Origin of the sequence: Paraflavitalea speifideaquila (assembly GCF_032395985.1) — a bacterium.
Classification (GTDB): domain Bacteria; phylum Bacteroidota; class Bacteroidia; order Chitinophagales; family Chitinophagaceae; genus Paraflavitalea; species Paraflavitalea speifideaquila.
This window is the reverse complement of record NZ_CP135920.1, coordinates 3568171-3588843: the sequence shown is the minus strand read 5'-3', so window position 1 is coordinate 3588843 and position 20673 is coordinate 3568171. Positions and strand designations below refer to the sequence as shown.

Genomic DNA, 20673 nt, shown 5'->3' with positions numbered 1-20673 from the left:
CGCGGCAGGTTGTCTTATAATGGTACCTGATGGCGTTTGTGCTGCCGCATATATATACACGGTCAGGTGTACTATGGCAACCATTGGTAAGCAATGCTATGAATAGCACCCTTTTCAAGGATAGGGAGGTACGCAATTGTTGAAGATTATTGAGGCAACTGGTTTTCTTAGGTTGTATGGCATAGAGAGCAGCAGGTCTTACATCCATTCGCCTGATGATGGATGTATTTTGCCGCTCGCACAGCCTCTACACAGGAATCGTACTCACCCAGGTACCTCTTGTTCTTCATCCTGGGAAAATAGGGGCAACTCTCAATATGCACTTCGTGGTCCCCATTTGATTGCGCCTCATTGTTGACGTAATATTTCAGTTTCATAACGTACAGTTTTTTGATTTGTAAGTCAAAACTAAGAACTGAAAAACATCTTTTTTTATGGGAAACCGTAAACGGTGAGTTCACTGATAAAAATATACAAGGTTAAATAATGCCTTTATCCTTACAGAAAGCTACGAGTTGTTCATTATTGGTAAAACCTAAGGACTCTTTCATGTGGCTCAGCTTTTTTCAACACTGCTAAGTCCGGATGGCTTTAGTTGGTTCGCCTTGAGGTAGTCAGGTATGTCTTTTTGCAACATGCCCTGGGCCAGCGATGTTATGATGGTGATTTCAATGTCGGTGAACTCATAGGTATTTTTGCTGTTGATCAAATCGCTGATATGGCGTGGACGATAACGGCGGTGTTGGGCCAATTCACAGATTGCTTCCTTTAGTTCCCTGGCATCGTTTCTGGCCTTACGTACGTAGGCGTCAATATCGAATTTAGCATACAGCATTTCTATGTTGCCCGCTTTGCTTTCTGCCGAGAATACCAGTACCTTAAGATCTGGCTGGATCTTCCTGGCGGCGGCGATAAGATCCGTACCGCCCGCTAAAGTGACTTTGCGGTCATCCGGTTCAAAAAACAGGTCGGTAATTAGCAGGTCATAGGACCTGTCTGTTCCGGCTCTTTGGGTGATCCTCTCCAGGGCATCGTCACAATAATAGGCGTGTTCTATCTCAGTGATACCCAGGTCGGCCATTGTTTTCTGAACAGAGATGTTGGCGCTTTCCTGGTCTTCGACTATTAATACCTTTGTAATCATATTGTTGAGGCTGTTGGAATGGAAATTAGGATCTTTAATCCTTTCATTGTTTCCTCAAATGTAAGGGTGCCTCCAATACTTTTTATACGGTTTCCCGTATTGGTAAGTCCATTACCGGATTTAAAGGGGCTGGGTAGCCCTACCCCATCGTCGGTATATTGTATCCTTATTGTATGTTCCTCGCGATCAAACTTCAATACTACATTTTGGGCGCCGCTATGTTTCTTCATATTGATCAACAATTCCTGTAGTACCTGTTCTATTTCCAGTTGTGCTTTGGTACTAATCCGATTCCAGTAGGATTGATTATTCCCTGTTACATATACTTTTGTTGAAGGACTTGAAAAGGAGGTTGTCAATTCTGAAATGGTATGTTGGAAATTATGGTGGACTGGCTCTGATGGTTCATACGAAATGTCTCTTGATCGATTGTACAATTCCTCAATTTTATCCAGCAATACTTCCTTGTCAATGATGTCACTGTGTTCTATTTCTGTCATCAGGCGGTATAGCCGGTTTGCTACTACATCATGCACTTTTTGCGAGGTTTTAAGCTGATTAGCCTGGATAGCCAGACGTGATGCTAATTCCATTTGTTGCCTGCGTTTGCGGTACCGGATACGGGCAATATTAGCGACTGCTATAAAAAGTGCTATGGCAGACCAAAATATCACTTGTTGTTGAGTGTTTTCCTTTTGCAATTGGAGGTTACCGGCCTTGCTCTTTTCTGCCTCATACCGGACCAATGCGAATTGATTTTTGGCTGCATTACGGGCTGTTTGAATACTGTCATTCAAGTGTCGGTAGCGAGCGAAGTATTGTTTTACCTGCCCTGGGGGCTTAGTGTTAACAGCTTGTCGAGTGCTTCCAATTGGTCGTCGCTGGCGTTAAGTTCTTGTGCGAGGGTATCTCTTTTTTGGGCGTAATACAAGGCCGAGTCCGGGCGGGTATCTGTATAATAATCTGACAAATGCGCGTAACTTGCGTTCACTCCCCACTTATCCGTTTCCTTTTCCCGGATGATCAATGCCCGAAAAAGGTCAGGTCCTGCGTTATAATGCTGATCCTGCAGCCAGCGTGTCCGGGCTTTGTTCGATAGTATTCTTGCGTATTCCTTTGGGTTATTCTTAATGGAGTCAAGAATGGCCAGGTATAAACTGTCGGCCTGCAAATAGTTTCCCTTTTTCTGGTGGGTAAGGGCCAGGCTGTTTAACAACATGATACGATGTTCGTTATCGGCTGCGAATGTCAGTGCTTTTTGGGAATAACTGATGGCTGCATCGTAGTATTTCAGGTGTTGATTGCTGACAGCTAATCCGTGGTATGTGGATTGCAGGCAATATCGGTCTGCCTTCTGTCGTTCATCAAGGTATGGGAGAGCCGTTAGGAAACTCTCCTGGGCTCCGAAATAGTCTCCTTCAAGGTTTTGAATGATGCCCATAGTAGTGTAAGCTGTTGCTACCACCAGGCTATCCTTAGAATTGTTAGCGATGGCATTATAATAATAGAAAGCTGAATCGTATTTGTTAGCATTGTAGAAGGAGTCAGCCTTGTCAAATACGGAAAACCGTAAATCAGGTATTTGCTCTTGCTTATTTTTACAGGCACAAAGGCTGGCAATCAGTATTGGCAGGAAGAAGTTAAAGACTCGCACTAACGGCTATTTGACTTAAAAATAGAGAATTTAGCTATTATCAGTATAGATTAATTGATCAGTGTTAAGAAAAAAAGTAAGGCAAGCGATGGCCTGCCTTACGGGGTCAAACGTTATGGTTTAGGCGGCCTGGGAGGAATGGGACTGTTCTCTCCACCTGTGTCGCCGCCATCACCACCATCCATGGTAGTAACCTGGCCATTGTTAGGATTATGGTTGGTGTTATTGTGACCGGGGCATAAGAATGCCAGTAATAGACCCAATATAATGGTGTACATTTTTTTAATTTTTAGTAAGTGAATGTTAGGGCAGCCAGGTGCCGCGCATCCGGCTGCGGATTGCTGGTTAGTGAAGAAGCGCTTCTTACTTGTTTGGGAAGAATGAGCGTAGATGGCGGAAGTCTTTAATCGCTTCCCAAGCCGGTTACCGGCTTCCGTTTTCTTTGCCCGGTGTGAGATCAGTTCTGTACAGTGTACCTCTTAGCTATTGAGGTAATTGGCTGATAACAAAACGAAGATAGAGTGAGGTAAGGGGTTGACCAGCAAGCCGTTCCGGAACGTCCGGCATTTCCTGTATTTCCTTCCGGATTTACGGAAATGCCGGACGGATTCCGATAATTCCGTTTACTTCATCTTAATCATAGCAACTATGTTCCGCGATTATGAGCGTCTTATTTTGGAGGATTACCTTCAAAAGAAAGCAGCAAATAAATTAGCTCCTAGTTTGAATATACCCAGTCCTGCCAGGCTTAGAGAGGAATGTGAACGAGTGTGTTCGGAGAGGTTTCAAAGGAAAGATGAGCCGGTGATCAGAGATTTTTTTTTGGAAAGAGTGGTGATGAGAAAGCATGCTTGAAGGCTATTCAGGATTGTAATATTGATTGGTTTAGACCGTTGGTGAGGTACCTGAAAACCGGTGGGGTTTTTAGCCCTGAGCCCAAGACTATTGAACTCCTGGCCTGGCTAATTGATTTTAAGGAACGGCCATTTATTTTGGGGAAACGATACGCTGCTGCTACTACTGCAGGATCAACCATAACCCTTAGCCTACCTGTTGAAGATTACCCGGACGCACCGCTTGTTGAAAAGCAGGAACCCGAGCCACATGAACAGGGAACTGTGCATGGGATGAGTGAACAAATGCAAAGGAGAGGGACAGTTCTGGTACAAGCTGAAAGTGTAGTAAGTATCTTGCCGCCATGGCGTTATTGGAATGCCCTGGTAGTGAGTATATTGATGCTAGCCGGGGAATTGCAGGTTTCAGACCTGGGATAAAAAAGAGAGAGCTATGTTGTCTACGGGAAACGGAGGATGTATGTATTGGGCCGGGGATCACTACCAGCCGGTGCCTTGCAACCAAAAAGTGCCCAATACGCTGGTGGTTGCATTAGATACCTTGTTGATAAAAAACTTCAGGAAGATTACCCAGCCCGATACCATTACCAATCGTGCTATAGGATTGGTATGGTACTCAAAGATCAATAACAAGGTGGAGTTTTTACCTCCGCTGGCGAACATCCAGTGGTTGTTGGCCGGCGTTTAAAGCCAATTACGAATTATATGATTGATAAATACATAAAACAGGGTATAACTTCCAACCAATAACCGTCGCTTCTAAACATGAAAACTGCAACGACTTCCAGGAAAGACAAACTGGGCTTTTTAAACTTGCTGATTCTTGTACTGTCAGTGTATGTACTGCTTGCCTATCTGGCATCCTGGTTTATTGGAGAGCATAAAAAGGTGATACTGATGAATCCAGTAGTTAACCTCTTATTTTACAATGGTGCGGTTGATCCTTTCGACAACTCTTGCATTCCTTTTTTGGAACATACACTTAAAAGTGTACATTTAAAAGTAGTTGACTGTCCCTAATGGGCTCACAATCTTTGGATATAGTGTTTAAACTTACAAGCCAATTACCATGTCACTTAAACAGGTACACCTGCTATGCAGTAGCGGTGGGGTAAGATGTTATAGTTATATTGGTGCTTATAAAGCGCTTCTGAAAGCCGGCTATACGGTTAGCGGTGTCTCTGCCAGCAGTATGGGCTCTGTAGTCGGCATGCTTTTTTGTATGGGTTTATCGCCGGAGCAGGTAGAAGAGAAGATATTAACCTACCCCATCAAAAATATTTACGCAGGCGGGTCTTGCATAAATATTTTGCCATTTTCCGTTATCCCTTTGCTATTTATAAGCCTATGGATTATGAGGCGCTGTTAAAGGATTTTGCAGGGGCAGATCCGGAGCTTAAAAACCTCCCCATTTCCTATAGTACATTGGCGCTTGACCTCAATAAACAACAATTACTTAGCATTAACAGCGATACGAACCCGGATTGGAAAGCCTCGAAATTATTATCTATCGCAACGGCCATACCACCCATGTTTTCGCCAGTCACCATTGGCAATATGTTGCTGATAGATGGTGGTATTGCATCAGAAAGCCCTGGCTGGGTAGCTGCGGCCGAAAGTGAAGGGCAGCCCATCGTTGTATTAAAAAACAGCGCCGACCTGGCAGACCGTAACAATAATAATTTTTCACGATTTATTACGTCAATGATCCAGTCGGCCGCTGCAGGCAATGATGCCTTCAGTTTGCGGCAAATGCCTACCAGTATTGTTGTTGATATACCTTGTGGTAGTCAGCAAGCAGAAGACTTTGCCATTACCAATGAACGGATAAGGTCATTGATTTTAGCTGGCGAAAAAGCCATGGAAAAATGTTGGATCTGTGTCAGGGAGATCTTAGGAAATTTATACGGGTAGAAAACATTGCGCCTTCCAATAAAAAAGACAGTGGACTAGATATGGCCCGGGAGAGAAATATTGCTTTGCTCAAAAAGTTTAACCGGCAAACCAGTGGCCGTCATCAGGTTTTTCTTAGCTACAGTCATAAAGACAGAGCGTGGTTTGATAAAATACAACTAATGCTTGCACCGGTTGAGGTATTTCATGGAATAAAAGTATGGGATGATATGGAAATCATACCGGGTGATTTTTGGGAGAATGCTATTAGAACTGCTTTGTCCCAAACAAGGGTCGCTATTTGTTTGGTAAGCAACAATTTTATTAATTCAAATTATATTACCACTAAAGAGCTCGCTTATTTTATGGAAGAAGCGAACAAACAAAATGTCCGCATCTTTCCAATAGCCATCTCCCGTATAATAGATCAGGAATATCCATTGAAAGATATTCAGTATGTCAATGATCCTGCCCAACCTTTGGATGAATTAAGCGATGAAAAACAGCATGCTGTTTTAAGTAACATGATACAGCTCCTTATAGAAGCCATGCGCAGACCTGAATGAGGTTACAAAAATCATGAAACCCTATCTTCCCAATTGCTGCAGGAAGCTATTTAAGTCATCATCTTTATTGAGACCTAATTTTTGCTTGATCCTGTAACGATACATTCTTACGCTTTTGGCTTCAATATGCATCAGTTTGTCTATTTGTCCCGTATCAGTACGGGTCAAAAGAGATCATGTACCTACCCACGCACCCGCAGGACATGGTATTTTAGGAGGGCCTTATTGCATAAGCCAGGATGTTCACTATTATTTTAATCCGTACCCGTTTTTGAATTAATACCAGCTCAGGTCATTTAGTTTTACTGTGCCACTTAAGTTGAGTGTTTTGATGTTCGATTCATAGCATCTGCATGTTTCGAGATTTGCCAGCCCCGGATATCCAATGAAGGAATCGGATTGTTCTCCATCCTTAAGAATTGCAGCTTGGACATGGCCGTAAAGTCCATATGATGCGCAATTTGATTTCTCGAAGCCCAGAAATCGATCATTTCAGGGCAGTTGTTGAACTTGATTTCCCGGAGTGAATTGTCGTTCACCTCCAATTGTAGCAGTTTGAGATGATTGCTTACATCCAACCTGGTCAGTTGATTCCAGCTCAGGCTTAAAATGGCTAGTTTTTTCAGATGGGCAACATCGATGCTCTTTAGCTTGTTCTTGTGGCAACTGATATTGACCAGACTGTCGCAGCCTTTTGTCAGGATGGTTTCCAGCTCATTGTCGAACCCATACATAAATTTGAGGTATTTCAACCCGGAAACGTCTACCATTTTTACTTTGTTTTCGGGAAAGCCAAAATCCACCAGGTTCACAAAGCTTTTGATGCCTTCCAGTGAAACAATATCGGCTTTGGTGACGTACAATATGGTCACCTTTTTGGCTTCCTCTACCTGTATCTGTCCGTCGCCATTGGTATCAACACCCTGCTCAATGATGGCCCTTTTAAAATTGGCGTCGGGGATACGTACTACCTGTGCCATGGCGCTTATCGATAAAGCCATTACTAAGACACAGCCTGCTATTATTTTTGTGGTCATGTTGTGTGATTTTTAGAGGGTAAGTTCAATAACCTGCCCATTGGCAGTGATCTCTACAATTTTTGTAAGATTCTCCTCAACCTTGTACAGGTAGCGGTTTTTTCCATGATGGCCCTGCTACCCTGCCCCACCTGTACGCCATGGCCATTGTAGGTGGTAGTGGTTTCCGTACCAACCTGTTTTTCTCCATTGCCTACTTTGGTTTGTGTAACGGTTGTCTGCAGATAATATTTGCCTGGGTTCAGTCCTTTGAACTCAAAGCTTCCGTCCTTACCAATTTGCGTCATGATCCTGTAGCTATAGGCTTCATCCGACATCATTATCTCTTTCTTGCCTTTTTGTCTTTCCTTTTCAGTTCGAGAAACTCACTAAAATAGTCAGTATAGGGAATCAGTATGACCAGGTTAACCAGGTAATTGCTTTCTTTGGATACAACTCCCTTGATCGTACAGGTACCGTCTTTGCCGATCATAGCTATTGCGGCTTCTTTGTCAAAAGGTGTTTTCGGGCTAATGATCTTAGGAGTCCTTTGTGCTTGTGCCAGGAGGCCTTGCAGGGCCAGGGCGGCTACGAGGCCTATGGATCGTGTTTTCATATTTTATCCGGTTATTTCGTGTGTAGTACCAATGCCGCAAAAATACTGTTGAACAGGTACCTGAAAAATACCTGGATCCCAGTAGTCGCTCCCCCTGTTTTTAAGGTAGCCTTGCCCGGTGAGGATATGCCGGAGGCGGCTGGTAGAAATTTTACAAGGTTGAATTGAGTTACCGGGGCTTATATATACCACTAACTGGTAATTTTTGCGTTTTTCAAAATATCCTCTAAAAGTAGGATATGCCGTTCCAGTTCGTCGGCCTATATTGCAGCCTGTAGAAAAGGAGGTGTATGAGATGCGGAGTTCCCTGCTCCTGCCCTATTGGAAGTCCTCTCCTATAAAGTACCATCGGAACAACAACCAATTTTCTAAAGTCCATTTTATTTAACCTTCACTTTTTCATGTATGAAAAGAGCAACTACTCTATTGGCACTGCTGTGCCTTTTACTGAACAGTCAACAAAGTCTCGCAAAGATCTGGCGGGTGAATAACAACCCTGGTGTGGCCGCCGATTTTACTGATCTGCAGAGCGCTCATAATGGCGCCGCAGGGGGTGATACGCTACACATTGAAGGCTCTCCTAATTCATATGGTGGCGCAACCTTTAATAAAAAGCTCATCGTACTGGGGCCGGGTTATTTCCTCGATGAATATCCCAATAGCCAGGCACTGCTGCATTCAGGTAAGGTGGGTGGGGTTACCTATAATATGGGGTCGGAAGGATCGGTGATCATGGGGATCGATTTCCTGGGCAGTGGCATTGTTATATTTACCGATGATATCATTATCCGCCGCAATAAATTTTCTGCTCCCAATGGCGCTACGCCCGACTATTCTATCGGCACGATCAACCTCTATTACCATAGCAACAACAGTGGTATCCCTGCCAACAACGTGATCATTTCCCAGAACTATGGTGTGAAGATAGCAGTAAACGCTGCCTCCACCGGTGTGCTGATCACCAATAATTTCATTGCTTTCGAATCCTGGGAGGCGATGCAACCACCAGTATTTGCCTTGCAGCGCACGCCAGTGCGATCATCCTGGTACAGAACAATATATTTCGTCGTGGCAAAGTGGTTGCCTATAACAGCAATTTTGCCAACAATATCATGGTCAACGGACAATTTGAAGGCACGGGCAACCTGAGCTCTAACAATATCGGGAGTGGTACACAGTTTGGATCGACCAATGGTAACCAGGAGAATGTGGTCATGACCAATGTATTTGTAGGTGCGGGCACGGGCGTTACGAATGAAGGTCAGTGGAAACTGAAAGCAGGATCGTTGGCAATTGGCGCGGGCTATGGCAGTACTGCACAAAATCCTATTGACTGTGGTATGTACAGCGGTCAGAATAGTTATATCCTGGCTGGTATGCCGCCAATGCCGGCTATCTACTCTTTTGAGGTACAACCGATCGGCAGCAATACGGATCCTATTGACGTAAAGGTGAAAGTGAAATCTGCGGGGAATTAAGAAAGGCAACGAGAGGCTTCCTTTATAGTCCGGAAGTCGGAAAGTCCGGAAGTCCGAAAGAAAAGCCTTTATAGTCCGGAAGTCGGAAAGTCCGGAAGTCCGGAAGAAAAGCCTTTGTAGTTCGGAAGCCGGAAAGTCCGGAAGTCCGGAAGAAAAGCCTTTGTAGTTCGGAAGCCGGAAAGTCCGGAAGCCGGAAGAAAAGCCTTTATAGTCCGGAAGTCCGAAAGAAAAGCCTTTAACCGGCTTCGACAAGCTCAGTCCCGCGGAGCGGGATGAACTCTGACATTTGTTTACTGACTTAGATACGGATGGTAATGCCCTCCCTGGGGGCCTGCCATTCAATTGATAACCCGTAAAACGGGTCCCTTCTGACCAACAATCTATATGCGAACCTTTTACAACAGGCGTATAAATATACCATTGCCATTTTCATCCTGGGCTTGTGCGTGTGGACGGATGTCCAGGCGCAATCGGTGACCAGGGTTGAATATTTTATGGATACGGACCCCGGGATGGGCAAGGGCACTACGGTGCTGGTGACACCGGGCATGGATGTAACGGCGAGTTTCCAGGTAAACATCAACGCTTTGACGGCGGGGTTTCACCGCCTGTATACGCGGGGGTTTATTCCGCCTTACCAGGTCACTGAAAACGGAACGCCGGTGACCAAGGGTGGCTGGTCGCTGACGGGCGTGCGCACTTTTATAAAGAAGACTTCACCACTGCCAATGGTCCCCTATCGAGTATTGTGGGCGGCGAGTATTTTGTGGATGCTGACCCTGGCTTTGGCGGGGGTACGGCGCTTCCCTGACGCCTGGCCCGGACCTTACGAATATGTCTTTTGCTTTTGATATTACCGGCTATGGGGCCGGTTTTCACCGTTTGTATGTACGCTTTAAAAATGCGGATGGCACCTGGGGGCATACCAATACCCGGACCTTCTATAAAGAGAACCTGGCAGGTCCAGCCGGCGCCCTGCCCAATGTGGTGCAGGGGGAATATTATTTTGATGGAGACCCGGGCTTTGGCAGTGGTATCAATATCCCGGTGACACCGGGTACTGATCTGACGACGATCGCTTTTACAGCGGATGTGAGCACACTTACTGCGGGATTTCACCGCATTTATACACGTTTTAAAGATGCGAATGGCAAATGGGCTATTACGAATAACCGAAGTTTCTACAAAGATGCTGTGGTGCCTGGCGGTAGCACGACTTCCAATATTGTGAAGCTGGAATATTTTGTGGATGCGGACCCTGGTTTTGGTCAGGGTACGAATGTACCGGTAACGCCGGGCATTGACCTCAACAATATCAGCTTTGCGCTCGACATGGCCACGGTGTCTGTCGGCAATCATTTACTCTACCTGCGTGCCATCGATGCGAAAGGCGCGTGGAGCTTGACCAACCTGGGCAGCTTCAAGGTAGATCCTCCTACTGAACTTATCATTACCATTGGCAGCATTACCGGAACGCTGTGTGCGGGCGGCCCTGTGGCTGTTCCTTTTGCAGTGAATGCGCCTTTTGGTAGCAATAATATTTTTACGGCGCAGTTGTCGGATGTGAATGGCAACTTTGGCAATCCTGTTAATATCGGCACGCTTGCGGGGCATGAATCGGATACGATCGACGCGGTAATCCCTGCCAATGCCAGTGCGGGAGCGGCCTATCGCATCCGGGTGATCGCCAATTCGCCCAATGATACGAGTGGCGCCAATACTACGGCCCTGCGCATTGTGCGTACGCCGGCGAATTTCAGTATCAATGGTGCTGCGAATAGCTGTATGGGCAATCAAACTTATACAGCCAATAATATCAGCGGGTCTGAGTACAAATATGTGTGGACGGTGGATGGAGGCGCTACGCTGGATACCACGGCTGGTACGGCTGTGGCGCATTGGACAGCAGGCGGGCAGCATGTATTGAGCCTTACTGTATCGAATAGCTGTGGCAGTGCTTCTGTGAACCTGAATGTATTTGTATTTGGGCGTGCGCCACAAACGAAACCGGTGGTCAATACGAGCGGGCGTACGCTGAGCACGCCGGCCTATACACCGGCAGACAGTGCTACGGGCTACCAGTGGTACAAAAATGGCGGGGCTATCAATGGAGCTACAGGCAGTACGCTGAATGCACCGGATGAGGGCAGTTATACGGTAAGTTATACGAATAGTTGTGGTGCGGGTACGCAATCGAACCCGGTGGTATTCGTAGGTGAGCGGCAGAACCAGACCATAACTTTCCCTGCTGTACCGGATATTGTGTATGGCAGCAGTGGTGAAGTGGTGCTGCAGGCGACTACCACTTCGGGGCTGCCCATTACTTATACGGTATTGAGTGGTCCGGGAGTATTGAAACAGGATACGCTGGTGATCAACGGTGCGGGCACTATTGTGGTGCGGGCATTCCAGGCGGGCAATGAGAATTATAATGAGGCTACCACGCAGATCAGCATTGTGGTAACACCGATCGCTGCCACGCTGAGCTTCAGCAACCTGGTGCAGGTATACAACGGCACAGGGAGAACGCCAGCTATAACAACGAACCCTGCGGGATTACCGGTGAGCCTGACCTTCAATGGTGTGCCCGGTGCTCCTGTGAATGCGGGCACGTACAAGGTAGTGGCCACTATTAGTCATGCCAATTATGCCGGTAAGGATAGTGCAGATTGTACGATACAAAAAGCTACGCAAACCATTTCACTGGCGGCTACGCCGGATAAGACGGTGGGCAGTGCGCCGTTCAAACTAACGGTGAATGCTTCTTCTGGCTTGCCGGTGAGCCTGGCCCTGGTGACGAACCCTGCGGGTATTGCCACCCTATCGGGCGATACGATCACGATTGTAAATGCAGGTACTGTGGTGGTAAAAGTGAACCAGGCGGGTAACGGTAATTGGCTGGCTGCTGCGGAGGTGACGGATACTTTTGCGGTGGTGCAAACACCTGACCTGGCGGTACTGGCTGTTGGTTCTCCCGCCACTACTGTTGGTCCTAATGATGTGGTGACGATCAACTGGCGGGTGGATAATATTGGTACGGGCAGTTCACCTTCCGACTGGACAGAGCGTATTTACCTGCAATCGGCCGCTGGTCAGAACAGAACATTAATACAATCGGTAAATTATACGAATGCAGCGGTGCTGGCTGCGGGTGGATCGGTGAACCGCAGTGCAGCGGTGACCATCCCTGCTTTGTTTGATATTGGTGCGCAGGGTGTATTTGTGGTGGAACTGATACCAGGGGCCACTGTAAATGAAACACCCGGCGCTACGGCGAATAATACGGGGGTACAGGCTACACCGTGGAGCACCAGCAAACTGCTGAGCCTGGAACTTTCTTCCAATCAACTGACGGAGGGCGGCCCTGGGGTAACGGCTTCTGTGAAGAGAACGGGTGCTATTAATGCCGCGCTGACGGTGAACCTGGCGGTATCGAACCCTACACGGTTTACCTTACCGGCTACGGTGACGATACCTGCCGGACAGGCAGGCACCACATTTACTGTGGCGGCGCCTGACAATGCAGCGCTGGATGGCAATTTGAATGATAGTATACAAGCTACTGCAGCGGGCTATGGAGCAGGGAAAGTACAACTACAGGTGCTGGATAATGACCAGGCGAGCCTGACGATCACGAACCTGCCTGCCACTATTATGGAAGGCAATACGGCGACCTTCCGTGTGAATACGAACCTGGTTGCTGCAACTCAGCTGACGGTATTCCTGACTTCGGACAACCAGGCACGCTTCCCGGTACCGGCATCTGTGATCATTCCTGCCGGTGCTTTGTTTGTGGATGTGGCGGTGACGCTGGCGCAGGACAATATACCGGAGATCGGGGTACCTGTGAATATCAATGCCGGTGCAGCCAGTCATACAGCAGCGAGTGGAACTATCACGGTGCAGGATGATGACCTGCCCAACCTGGAACTGGTGTTGCTTAGTAACTCTATTGCTGAAGGGGCGGGCGCTTATGCCACGAAGGCTACTTTGCGCCGTACAGCAGGCAGCACCACTGCAGCCTTTACGGTGAACCTGTCTGCAAGCCTGTCCAATACACTTGTGCTGCCCAATTCGATCTCCCTGGCGGCCAATGAAAATGAAAAGACCTTTAATGTAGGTGTTATTGATAATACGCTGGCTGATGGTGAGCGGGTGGTAGCTATTACGGCGGCTGTGTTTGTGAACAGTTGCGGTTGCAGTGCACCGCCTACAACGGCAGGTTCTGTATCTACGAATATTACGATCAGTGATAATGACGGAAATACTTTGACATTGACCGCCCCGGTGCTGACATTGCCGGAGGGACTGAGCAATGCGGGTACGATAAGAGTGACGCGCAATACGGCTACTACGGCTGGTATGCTGGTGAACCTGACCTCATCGAATACGAATGAGGCAACGGTACCACCATCGGTGGTGATCGCCGCCGGGCAGGCTTATGTAGATGTACAAGTGACAACGATCAATGATAATGTGGCGGATGGCAACCAGCAGGTATATTTCCATGCTACGGCCAATGGATTTGCTACGGGCTCGGTGTGGGTAATGGTATCGGACCGTAACAAGCCCGATCTGCAAGTGCCGCTGGCGAAACTCACCAATGCAACGGTGCAAGCCATGAGCATCTTCAATTATCAGTTGACGGTGACAAATACCGGTTTCTCCACGGCTCCGGGCGGCATCAAGGTGCGCGGATACCTGTCAAAAGACAATGTGTTTGACCTGGCCGATACGCTGGTATCGGAAGACATCATCACAGCTTCGATACCTGCAGGCCAAAGTGCCCAGGTGGTGAATGCGGTGCAGATGCCCAACCTACCAGGCAACTGGAAACTGATCTACGAGGTGAACCCCGACCAGGATATGGAAGAGTTGTTGACAACCAACAATACTTCCCAACCGGTGACTGTGGTGGTGAGCCCTGATTATACGGCTACGGCTGTGGTGGATGGCGCTTATTTCTTTAAAGGCGTGAATGTTCCAGTAACGGGTGTGGCCACGAAGACGAATGGCGCTGTGGCTGCGAATACCAAAGTAGAAGTATATGTGATCACCAACGGACTGCGCCGTGAACTGAGTGCTACTACAGATGCAGCCGGTCATTATACCACCCAGTTTGCACCGCTGGCCAATGAGGCAGGCCATTATATTGTTGGCGTGGGCTTCCCTGGCCTGGGTGCTACGGCAGAGCAGGATAATTTTGATATCCTGGGCGTGCTGATCAACAACAATAATCCGGTACAATACAAAGTATTTTTGAATGATACCCTGCGCGGCAACCTGCCGGTAAAGAACCTGAGCAATAAGAGCCTGGCCAACTTTACGCTAAAGGCGTTGAGCCTACCCAATGGTGCGGTGATCCGTTATGATACGATCACCCTGCTGGCGGGCAATGCCAGTGCTGACCTGCATTATACAGTCATCGGTAAGGCTTTAACTGCCGGTAATTATTTTGAGGCGGTCAATTTACAGGCAGTGGCCACAGAAGGCATTGTACAGCCTGTGAGTAGTGTGTTCTACTTCTGTCAGGCGCTGCAGGCGCACCTGGTATCGGATATGACGAAGATCGATGTAACGGTATCGCAAAGCGTTGGCGAACGCCTGGCTACGCTGATGCTCGTCAATAAGGGCGCGGGTAGCACAGGCGCTATCAATATTAACCTTCCCCAGGTGAACTGGCTGAGTAGTGTAACACCGCTCTCCCTGTCCGCTATTGGTGCAGGTGATACGACCATCGTGGTGCTGAAGTTCAAGGCCCTGCCTGAAGTGCCATTCAACTATCCCATTACGGGCAGTATTGGCATCAGTGCGCAGAATGGCAACAGCTTTAGTGTGCCTTTCAGCTTTGAGAAGAAGGCAGAATCGAAAGGTGCGGTGAAAGTAACCGTGACGAACCAATTCACGTTCTATGCGGCAGATGCTCCGAAGGTGAGCGGCGCGCATGTACAGATCAAGAATTATTTTACGGGTGCTATCTATGCAGAAGGCAACACGGATGCTTTGGGTGTATTTGCTGCGGGCAATATCCCTGAGGGCAAGCACCGCATTGTGGTAGAGAAAGAGAAGCATTTGCCTTATAATGGTACGATCACTGTTAATCCTGGTGATACGACAGCCACCAGTGTGTTCCTGAATTACCAGGCGATCACGTTCAGCTGGACGGTAGAGCCTACGGCGATCCAGGACCAATATGATGTGACGCTGGTGACGCAGTTTGAAACGAATGTGCCAATGCCGGTGGTGACGATCGATATGCCAAAGGATATGCCGGCCTTATCGGGTACTGAAACCTATGCGTTCAATGTAACGCTGACGAACCATGGTCTGATTGCGGCTGAGAATGTACAGTTGAACCTGCCTACGCAGGATGTGGAATATGAATTTGTAACGAACTATGTGGCGGGTACGCTGGCGGCGCAGCAAAGCATCCAGATACCGGTGATCATGAAGCGGCGCGGGGTGCCATTGCCTGGCGGCAAAATGGGTACTTCGCTGGCATCCCTGGGGCTGAGTGCGCGTGGCAGCAGTGGTGGCGCTACCTGTTCGGACTATACGTTTGTGCTGTATGTGTACAAGTGTGAACTGTCTACGGGCCTATGGCAAAAAGTAGGTACGCTGATCAACTATACGGGCCGTACCTGTTCCGGACCTCCCGGAGGTGGTACCGATCCACTGGTTGGTGGCGGCAGCCTGCCCTATGGGGGCAATGGGCTTTATTTCAATATTCCCTGCCTGTATTGTGAACTGCCGGGTGGTGGCGGTGGCACAGGGAATACGCCTGCTTATACGGATGAGAAGTCGAGCTGCATGAAGTGTATACTCGATATGATCGATGCGGCCTTTGACTGCGGCGTGCCGGATGGCGGCGTGGGAGGCATCATCACCTGTATCGCAAAAACGAAACTGGTACATGGTGACCTGATCGATTATATCGACTGTTTTTCACCAGATCCAACTCCTGACTGGATCAAATGCCCGATGAGCATAAAAGAGGCTATTACCAGTTGTCTGAATACAGATGTAGGCAGCAACCGCATGATGAATAAGACAGGTGCACGCAGCACAGCCGATGAACTGAATGCGGTATTCCTGCAGATCAGGGATGATATTGATTTTGCGATGCATGCCTATGAATTGCGTGAAAGTTGGTCAGAGTTGTATTTGGGAGATATTCTTCATAATGACGCCTGGCGCGATCTGAAGCCGCTGTTGGGTAGCAATTTGACGAACCTGGATTCTATCCGTCCCGACAAACAGGCCACGATCCTGGCGGCGATGACGGGCTATGATATCTCTCCTGCTTTATTGCAAGCCTTCTTTGCTCGTTGGAATACTTCTCTGTATGCACGCAGTCAGGGTATACTGACACCCAATGCGCAATACCCTGATATTATCAACTGGATGAAGGTGAAGAGTTATTCGGATTCTTTGGTGGATGCGCACAATACTTCTATTGACAGAGGTTATGAGTCGATCGATGATATGTATCTGCATGTACGTGCTGATCTTGACCGGATACTGGAAGAGCAAAGCAAACAAACGGTATGTGCTTCTGTGAAAGTACAGTTCAGCCAAACGCTGACGATGACGCGGGAAGCTTTTGAAGGCACGCTGGAGATCTTTAACGGTCACCCAACGGATGCGATGGACTCATTGAGTGTGACGCTCCAGATCACTGATGAGAATGGCGTACCGGGCAATGGTCATTTTGAGATACAAACAAAGAGTCTCACGAACCTGGCTAATGTAACGGGTACGGGTAATATCGCTTCTCAACAAAAAGGCAGTGTGAAATTTCTCTTCATACCAGAGCCTGGTGCAGCGCCTACAGTGCCCAAGGTGTACAATTTTAGCGGTACGGTGCGGTATTGGGATCCTTATGTGAAGGGAATGGTGGATATGCCGCTTTCGAAGGTGCCGCTGACGGTGAACCCAAGTCCGAACCTGATGCTGCATTACTTTATGCAACGAAATATACTGGGTGATGATCCGCTGACTGATCCTGCTATTGAACCATCGGTGCCTGCGGAGCTGGCAGTGATGGTAGAGAACCAGGGTTATGGACCTGCGGTGAATATGATGATCTCTTCTGCGCAGCCGAAGATCATTGAGAATGAGAAAGGCCTGGCCATTAATTTCAACCTGATAGGCACCAGCCTGCAAGGGCAACCCAGGAACCTGGGGGTAACGGATATCAACTTTGGTACGGTACCAGCGCTCTCTACAAAGATTGGCCAGTGGTACTTTACGAGCTCCTTACTGGGCAAATTTGTAAGCTATGAAGCGAATGTGGTTCATGCGAACAGTTTTGGCAATCCCGAACTGAGCCTGGTGAAAGGTATAAAGCTGCATGAACTGACGAGGAGTGTGAAAGCGTATGGCAGCCTGGATGATGGCATTACGGACTTCCTGGTGAATGATCTGTTTGATGTGAATGATGAGCCGGATATCCTGTACTTCTCACAAGGCAATAGGACGGCCAAGGTGAGTCCGGCGGCTTCGGGTAGTTTCAATACGCCTGTATCTGGTCCCAGCTTTACGAATGTACTTACGGTAACGCCTTCTGTGGCGGGCTGGAATTATATCAAACTGGATGATCCGGGTAATAAATTGTATGAACTGGAAAGTGTAACGCGAAGCGATGGGCTGGTGATACCGCTCAACAATGCCTGGCTGACGTTTGTGACCTTACCGGTGAGCAGGGCCCCGGTGTATGAAAACAAATTCCACTTTGTCGATACGTTCTCTACGCAGGCTGCGGTGACTTATACGATAGTGTGGAAACCGAAGAGCACGGTAATACCTGCTATTGTGAGCATTAATGGGGCTCCTGCACAGGTATCTGCTACACAAGTGAAAGAGCTGGTGGTGGTCTTCAATAAAACTATTGACGCGGCCAGCTTTACGAAGGAAGACCTGACATTGACCTTCCAGGGCGGACCGAATATTATTGACAATAGTGTGGTGATCACGAAGATCGATTCGGTGACTTATAAGGTAGACCTTTCTGGTGTGACCACTGGCAATGGCTTCTATAGCTTTACGGCACAGGCGGCGGAGATCGCTGATCTGTATGGCACGAAGGGTGAGAGCGGCAAACAAGTGACCTGGACGCAGTTCCTGAATGTGCCGGCGGTGGAAGCCTTCCTGACTATCCCGCCGGGCTTTACTGCGGCCACCTTCGATACACTGAATGTACTCTTTAACCTGCCGGTGGATGTGGCTACGGTGACGCCGGCGCGCTTCACCATTACTAAGAATGGTGTGCTGCAAAGCGGCAGTGTGGTGATCGATAGTGTGCGGGCTGATCATAAATTGTTCTACCTATCGGGCCTTGGCAGTATCCTGACAACTCCGGGTGCGTATGTGCTGACGGTAGACCTGCCGAATATACAATCGGCCAGTCATGTGGCGGGTGTGGCGACGCAGTCGATCACACTGACGGTAGACAATGCCGGTCCGACGCTGGTGAAACTTGCAACACTGCCTGCGGGTGGCCTGGATGGGCAGCATGTACCCTTTGTTACTATTGAGTTTGATGAGAACGTAGTGGGCTTCAATACGGCAGCGGTGAGCCTGACCTGGAATGGCGCCGTGCAGCCGCTGAATATTTCGCAGTTGTCGAATACGGACCTGCGACACTGGACAGGGGGCAACTTTGGCATGGTTACTTACCCGGATGGCAATTATACATTCAGCATCAATATGGGGTTGGTGAAAGATGCGTTGGGTAATTTTGGAACGGGCACACAAACGGTGACCTGGACGGTGAACCGGTCGGCACTGATCACCATCAGCAACCTACGGGTAACGCCTGATGCAGGCTTCTCCAATACGGATGGCATTACATCGGGTGATACCCTGCGGGTATTCTTTGCCCTGAATGCAGATGCCTCGCAGGTGACCATTGAACAAACAGACCTGGGTGGTGCTGTGGTACTGGGTACGGAAGCGAATGTAGCAGCAGGTAATGTGAGCGTACCGGTCACCTTGCAAAATGGTGGTAATACGGGCATACGGGTAACTGCTACCGGAGCAAATGGAGGTATTGATACGGCTATGGTGCAATTGTATGTAGACCCTGTGCCGCTGACTGCTCAATGGCAGTTTGCAGGCGGCGCCATACTGACGCGGCAGGTGGATACGATCGCGCTGAAATTTGCTACCAGGTTGTTGAGCGCTGCGGGACTGGATACGGCGATGCACCTCACGCTGAATGGTGGTGCGGTATCCGCGCCAGGATTGATCATTACTGCGTTGAATGATACGGTATACAATGTATCGGGCATTCGCACAGGGGTCTTACGCCGGGTACTTACGAGTTGACATTCAATGCAAGACCATTTAGCAAATACAGCAGCGGGCAGTATGGAAATAGCCTGGTAAGGGTATCATGGACGGTATTGTCGACCAACCGGGCGCCTGTGGCGAAGGCTGGTGATGATATCAACGTAACGGCCCCCGCTACGGTGCAGCTAAGCGGATCGACCTCTACTGATCCTGATGGAGATGTACTGACCTACAAGTGGATAGCGCCGGAAGGCATTACATTGAGTGATTCCACGATTGCCAATCCCAGCTTTGCGGTGAGTGCGGCGGACCAGGGCAAGCGCTTTGACCTGCTGCTGATCGTGAGTGACGGGCACCTGTTTACTACGGATGTGGTGAAGGTGATCGTGGGCAGTGCGCCGGCCGGGCTGATCGTTTCGGCGAAAGCCTTCCTGCAAGGGCCTTATGTAGCGGCGCAGGGACTGATGGTGGACAGTTTGCGTGCAAAAACGCTGATACCGTTAACCGATCCCTACCCTGCTCTTGGATTTACGGGTGTAGGTACACCGGCCGCCAACATACCGCTTGGGCGCCTGGCGATCACGGGCAATACAGCGCTGGTAGACTGGATATGGCTGGAGCTGCGCAACCCTGCTGATCCTACGCAGGTAGTGGCAGCCAGATCGGCTCTCCTGCTGCGAGATGGCAGCATCGTAGACCTGGATGGCAGCTCGCCTGTATACTTCAATAATATGCCGAATGGCAATTATTATATCGCAGTGCGTCACCGCAATCACCTGGGTGTGATGACGGCTGCGCCGGTGGCCCTCAACACGGCCATGGCTACGGGGATCGACTTCAGCTCACCGGCTACGGCCACCTGGGGTACGGATGCGCGCAACAACCAGGGCGGTGTGATGGTGCTGTGGGCGGGCGATGCGAATGGCGATGGCGTGGTGAGCTACAACGGCAGCAACAACGATAAGAATGCGGTGCTGGCTCAGGTAGGTATGAGCACGGGCAACAATGTACTGACGCTGTATCACCGTACGGATGTGAATATGGACGGCGCGGTGAAATACAATGGCGCGGTGAATGATAAGAATGTAATACTGGGTGTGGTAGGATTGCCTACGCCCAACAGAACGATCACACAACAATTACCCAACTGATCAATAAC

General features: G+C 48.7%; 19 protein-coding genes. 10 read left to right on the top strand and 9 right to left on the bottom strand.

Translation table 11 applies throughout. From position 1 onward, the window contains the following. Window positions 1-167 precede the first annotated feature (167 nt). The 5 genes from RS881_RS24405 to RS881_RS24385 all read right to left on the bottom strand — a co-directional run bounded on the left by RS881_RS24405 (window position 168) and on the right by RS881_RS24385 (window position 3076). Window positions 168-377 carry a hypothetical protein gene (locus tag RS881_RS24405; RefSeq protein WP_315823479.1) on the bottom strand — a complete coding sequence of 70 codons (210 nt, stop codon included), beginning with the start codon at window positions 375-377 and terminating at the stop codon, window positions 168-170. Between the two features lie 179 nt (window positions 378-556). Continuing rightward, window positions 557-1144, bottom strand: coding sequence for a DNA-binding transcriptional response regulator (locus tag RS881_RS24400; protein WP_315823478.1), 588 nt, complete (start codon window positions 1142-1144; stop codon window positions 557-559). Further along, entirely contained in the window at window positions 1141-1941 is an 801-nt protein-coding gene (locus RS881_RS24395) for a sensor histidine kinase (RefSeq protein WP_315823477.1), read from the bottom strand. The genes RS881_RS24400 and RS881_RS24395 overlap by 4 nt, the downstream gene beginning before the upstream one ends. Window positions 1942-1967: 26 nt before the next feature. After that, entirely contained in the window at window positions 1968-2798 is an 831-nt protein-coding gene (locus tag RS881_RS24390; protein ID WP_315823476.1) for a tetratricopeptide repeat protein, read from the bottom strand. Window positions 2799-2911: 113 nt separating this feature from the next. Next, window positions 2912-3076 carry a hypothetical protein gene (locus tag RS881_RS24385; protein ID WP_315823475.1) on the bottom strand — a complete coding sequence of 55 codons (165 nt, stop codon included), beginning with the start codon at window positions 3074-3076 and terminating at the stop codon, window positions 2912-2914. A gap of 615 nt (window positions 3077-3691) precedes the next feature. On the opposite strand from RS881_RS24385, the gene RS881_RS24380 reads away from it, so the two are divergent. The 5 genes from RS881_RS24380 (at window position 3692) to RS881_RS24365 (ending at window position 6111) form a co-directional block, all read left to right on the top strand. Beyond that, window positions 3692-4072 carry a hypothetical protein gene (locus RS881_RS24380; protein WP_315823474.1) on the top strand — a complete coding sequence of 127 codons (381 nt, stop codon included), beginning with the start codon at window positions 3692-3694 and terminating at the stop codon, window positions 4070-4072. 40 nt (window positions 4073-4112) lie between these two features. After that, window positions 4113-4340, top strand: coding sequence for a hypothetical protein (locus tag RS881_RS24375; RefSeq protein ID WP_315823473.1), 228 nt, complete (start codon window positions 4113-4115; stop codon window positions 4338-4340). Between the two features lie 381 nt (window positions 4341-4721). Beyond that, window positions 4722-5021: a patatin-like phospholipase family protein gene (locus RS881_RS59950; RefSeq protein ID WP_350340173.1), complete on the top strand. Its 300-nt coding sequence runs from the start codon at window positions 4722-4724 to the stop codon at window positions 5019-5021. Then, window positions 4949-5566, top strand: coding sequence for a patatin-like phospholipase family protein (locus RS881_RS24370; RefSeq protein WP_315823472.1), 618 nt, complete (start codon window positions 4949-4951; stop codon window positions 5564-5566). The genes RS881_RS59950 and RS881_RS24370 overlap by 73 nt, the downstream gene beginning before the upstream one ends. A 41-nt stretch (window positions 5567-5607) precedes the next feature. After that, on the top strand, window positions 5608-6111 hold the full coding sequence (locus RS881_RS24365; protein WP_315823471.1) for a toll/interleukin-1 receptor domain-containing protein: 504 nt from the start codon (window positions 5608-5610) through the stop codon (window positions 6109-6111). Between the two features lie 21 nt (window positions 6112-6132). On the opposite strand, the gene RS881_RS24360 is transcribed toward RS881_RS24365, so the two are convergent. The 4 genes from RS881_RS24360 to RS881_RS24345 form a co-directional block, all read right to left on the bottom strand. Then, on the bottom strand, window positions 6133-6279 hold the full coding sequence (locus tag RS881_RS24360; protein WP_315823470.1) for a hypothetical protein: 147 nt from the start codon (window positions 6277-6279) through the stop codon (window positions 6133-6135). Between the two features lie 146 nt (window positions 6280-6425). Then, window positions 6426-7148, bottom strand: a complete 723-nt coding sequence (locus RS881_RS24355; RefSeq protein WP_315823469.1) for a leucine-rich repeat domain-containing protein — start codon at window positions 7146-7148, stop codon at window positions 6426-6428. Between the two features lie 53 nt (window positions 7149-7201). Continuing rightward, entirely contained in the window at window positions 7202-7468 is a 267-nt protein-coding gene (locus RS881_RS24350; RefSeq protein ID WP_315823468.1) for a hypothetical protein, read from the bottom strand. Then, on the bottom strand, window positions 7468-7743 hold the full coding sequence (locus RS881_RS24345) for a hypothetical protein (protein WP_315823467.1): 276 nt from the start codon (window positions 7741-7743) through the stop codon (window positions 7468-7470). The genes RS881_RS24350 and RS881_RS24345 overlap by 1 nt, the downstream gene beginning before the upstream one ends. 405 nt (window positions 7744-8148) lie before the next feature. Here RS881_RS24345 and RS881_RS24340 point away from each other — a divergent pair, with 405 nt between their 5' ends. From RS881_RS24340 to RS881_RS24320, 5 genes are all read left to right on the top strand, one after another. Then, on the top strand, window positions 8149-8892 hold the full coding sequence (locus RS881_RS24340; protein ID WP_315823466.1) for a hypothetical protein: 744 nt from the start codon (window positions 8149-8151) through the stop codon (window positions 8890-8892). Then, window positions 8856-9221: a hypothetical protein gene (locus RS881_RS24335; protein WP_315823465.1), complete on the top strand. Its 366-nt coding sequence runs from the start codon at window positions 8856-8858 to the stop codon at window positions 9219-9221. The genes RS881_RS24340 and RS881_RS24335 overlap by 37 nt, the downstream gene beginning before the upstream one ends. 512 nt (window positions 9222-9733) lie before the next feature. Continuing rightward, a complete protein-coding gene (locus RS881_RS24330; RefSeq protein WP_315823464.1) occupies window positions 9734-10072 on the top strand; it encodes a hypothetical protein in 339 nt (112 codons plus the stop codon). Continuing rightward, window positions 10056-19550: an MBG domain-containing protein gene (locus RS881_RS24325; RefSeq protein WP_315823463.1), complete on the top strand. Its 9495-nt coding sequence runs from the start codon at window positions 10056-10058 to the stop codon at window positions 19548-19550. The genes RS881_RS24330 and RS881_RS24325 overlap by 17 nt, the downstream gene beginning before the upstream one ends. Continuing rightward, entirely contained in the window at window positions 19547-20665 is a 1119-nt protein-coding gene (locus RS881_RS24320) for a PKD domain-containing protein (RefSeq protein WP_315823462.1), read from the top strand. Before RS881_RS24325 ends, RS881_RS24320 begins: the two co-directional genes overlap by 4 nt. The last annotated feature ends 8 nt before the right edge of the window (window positions 20666-20673 follow it).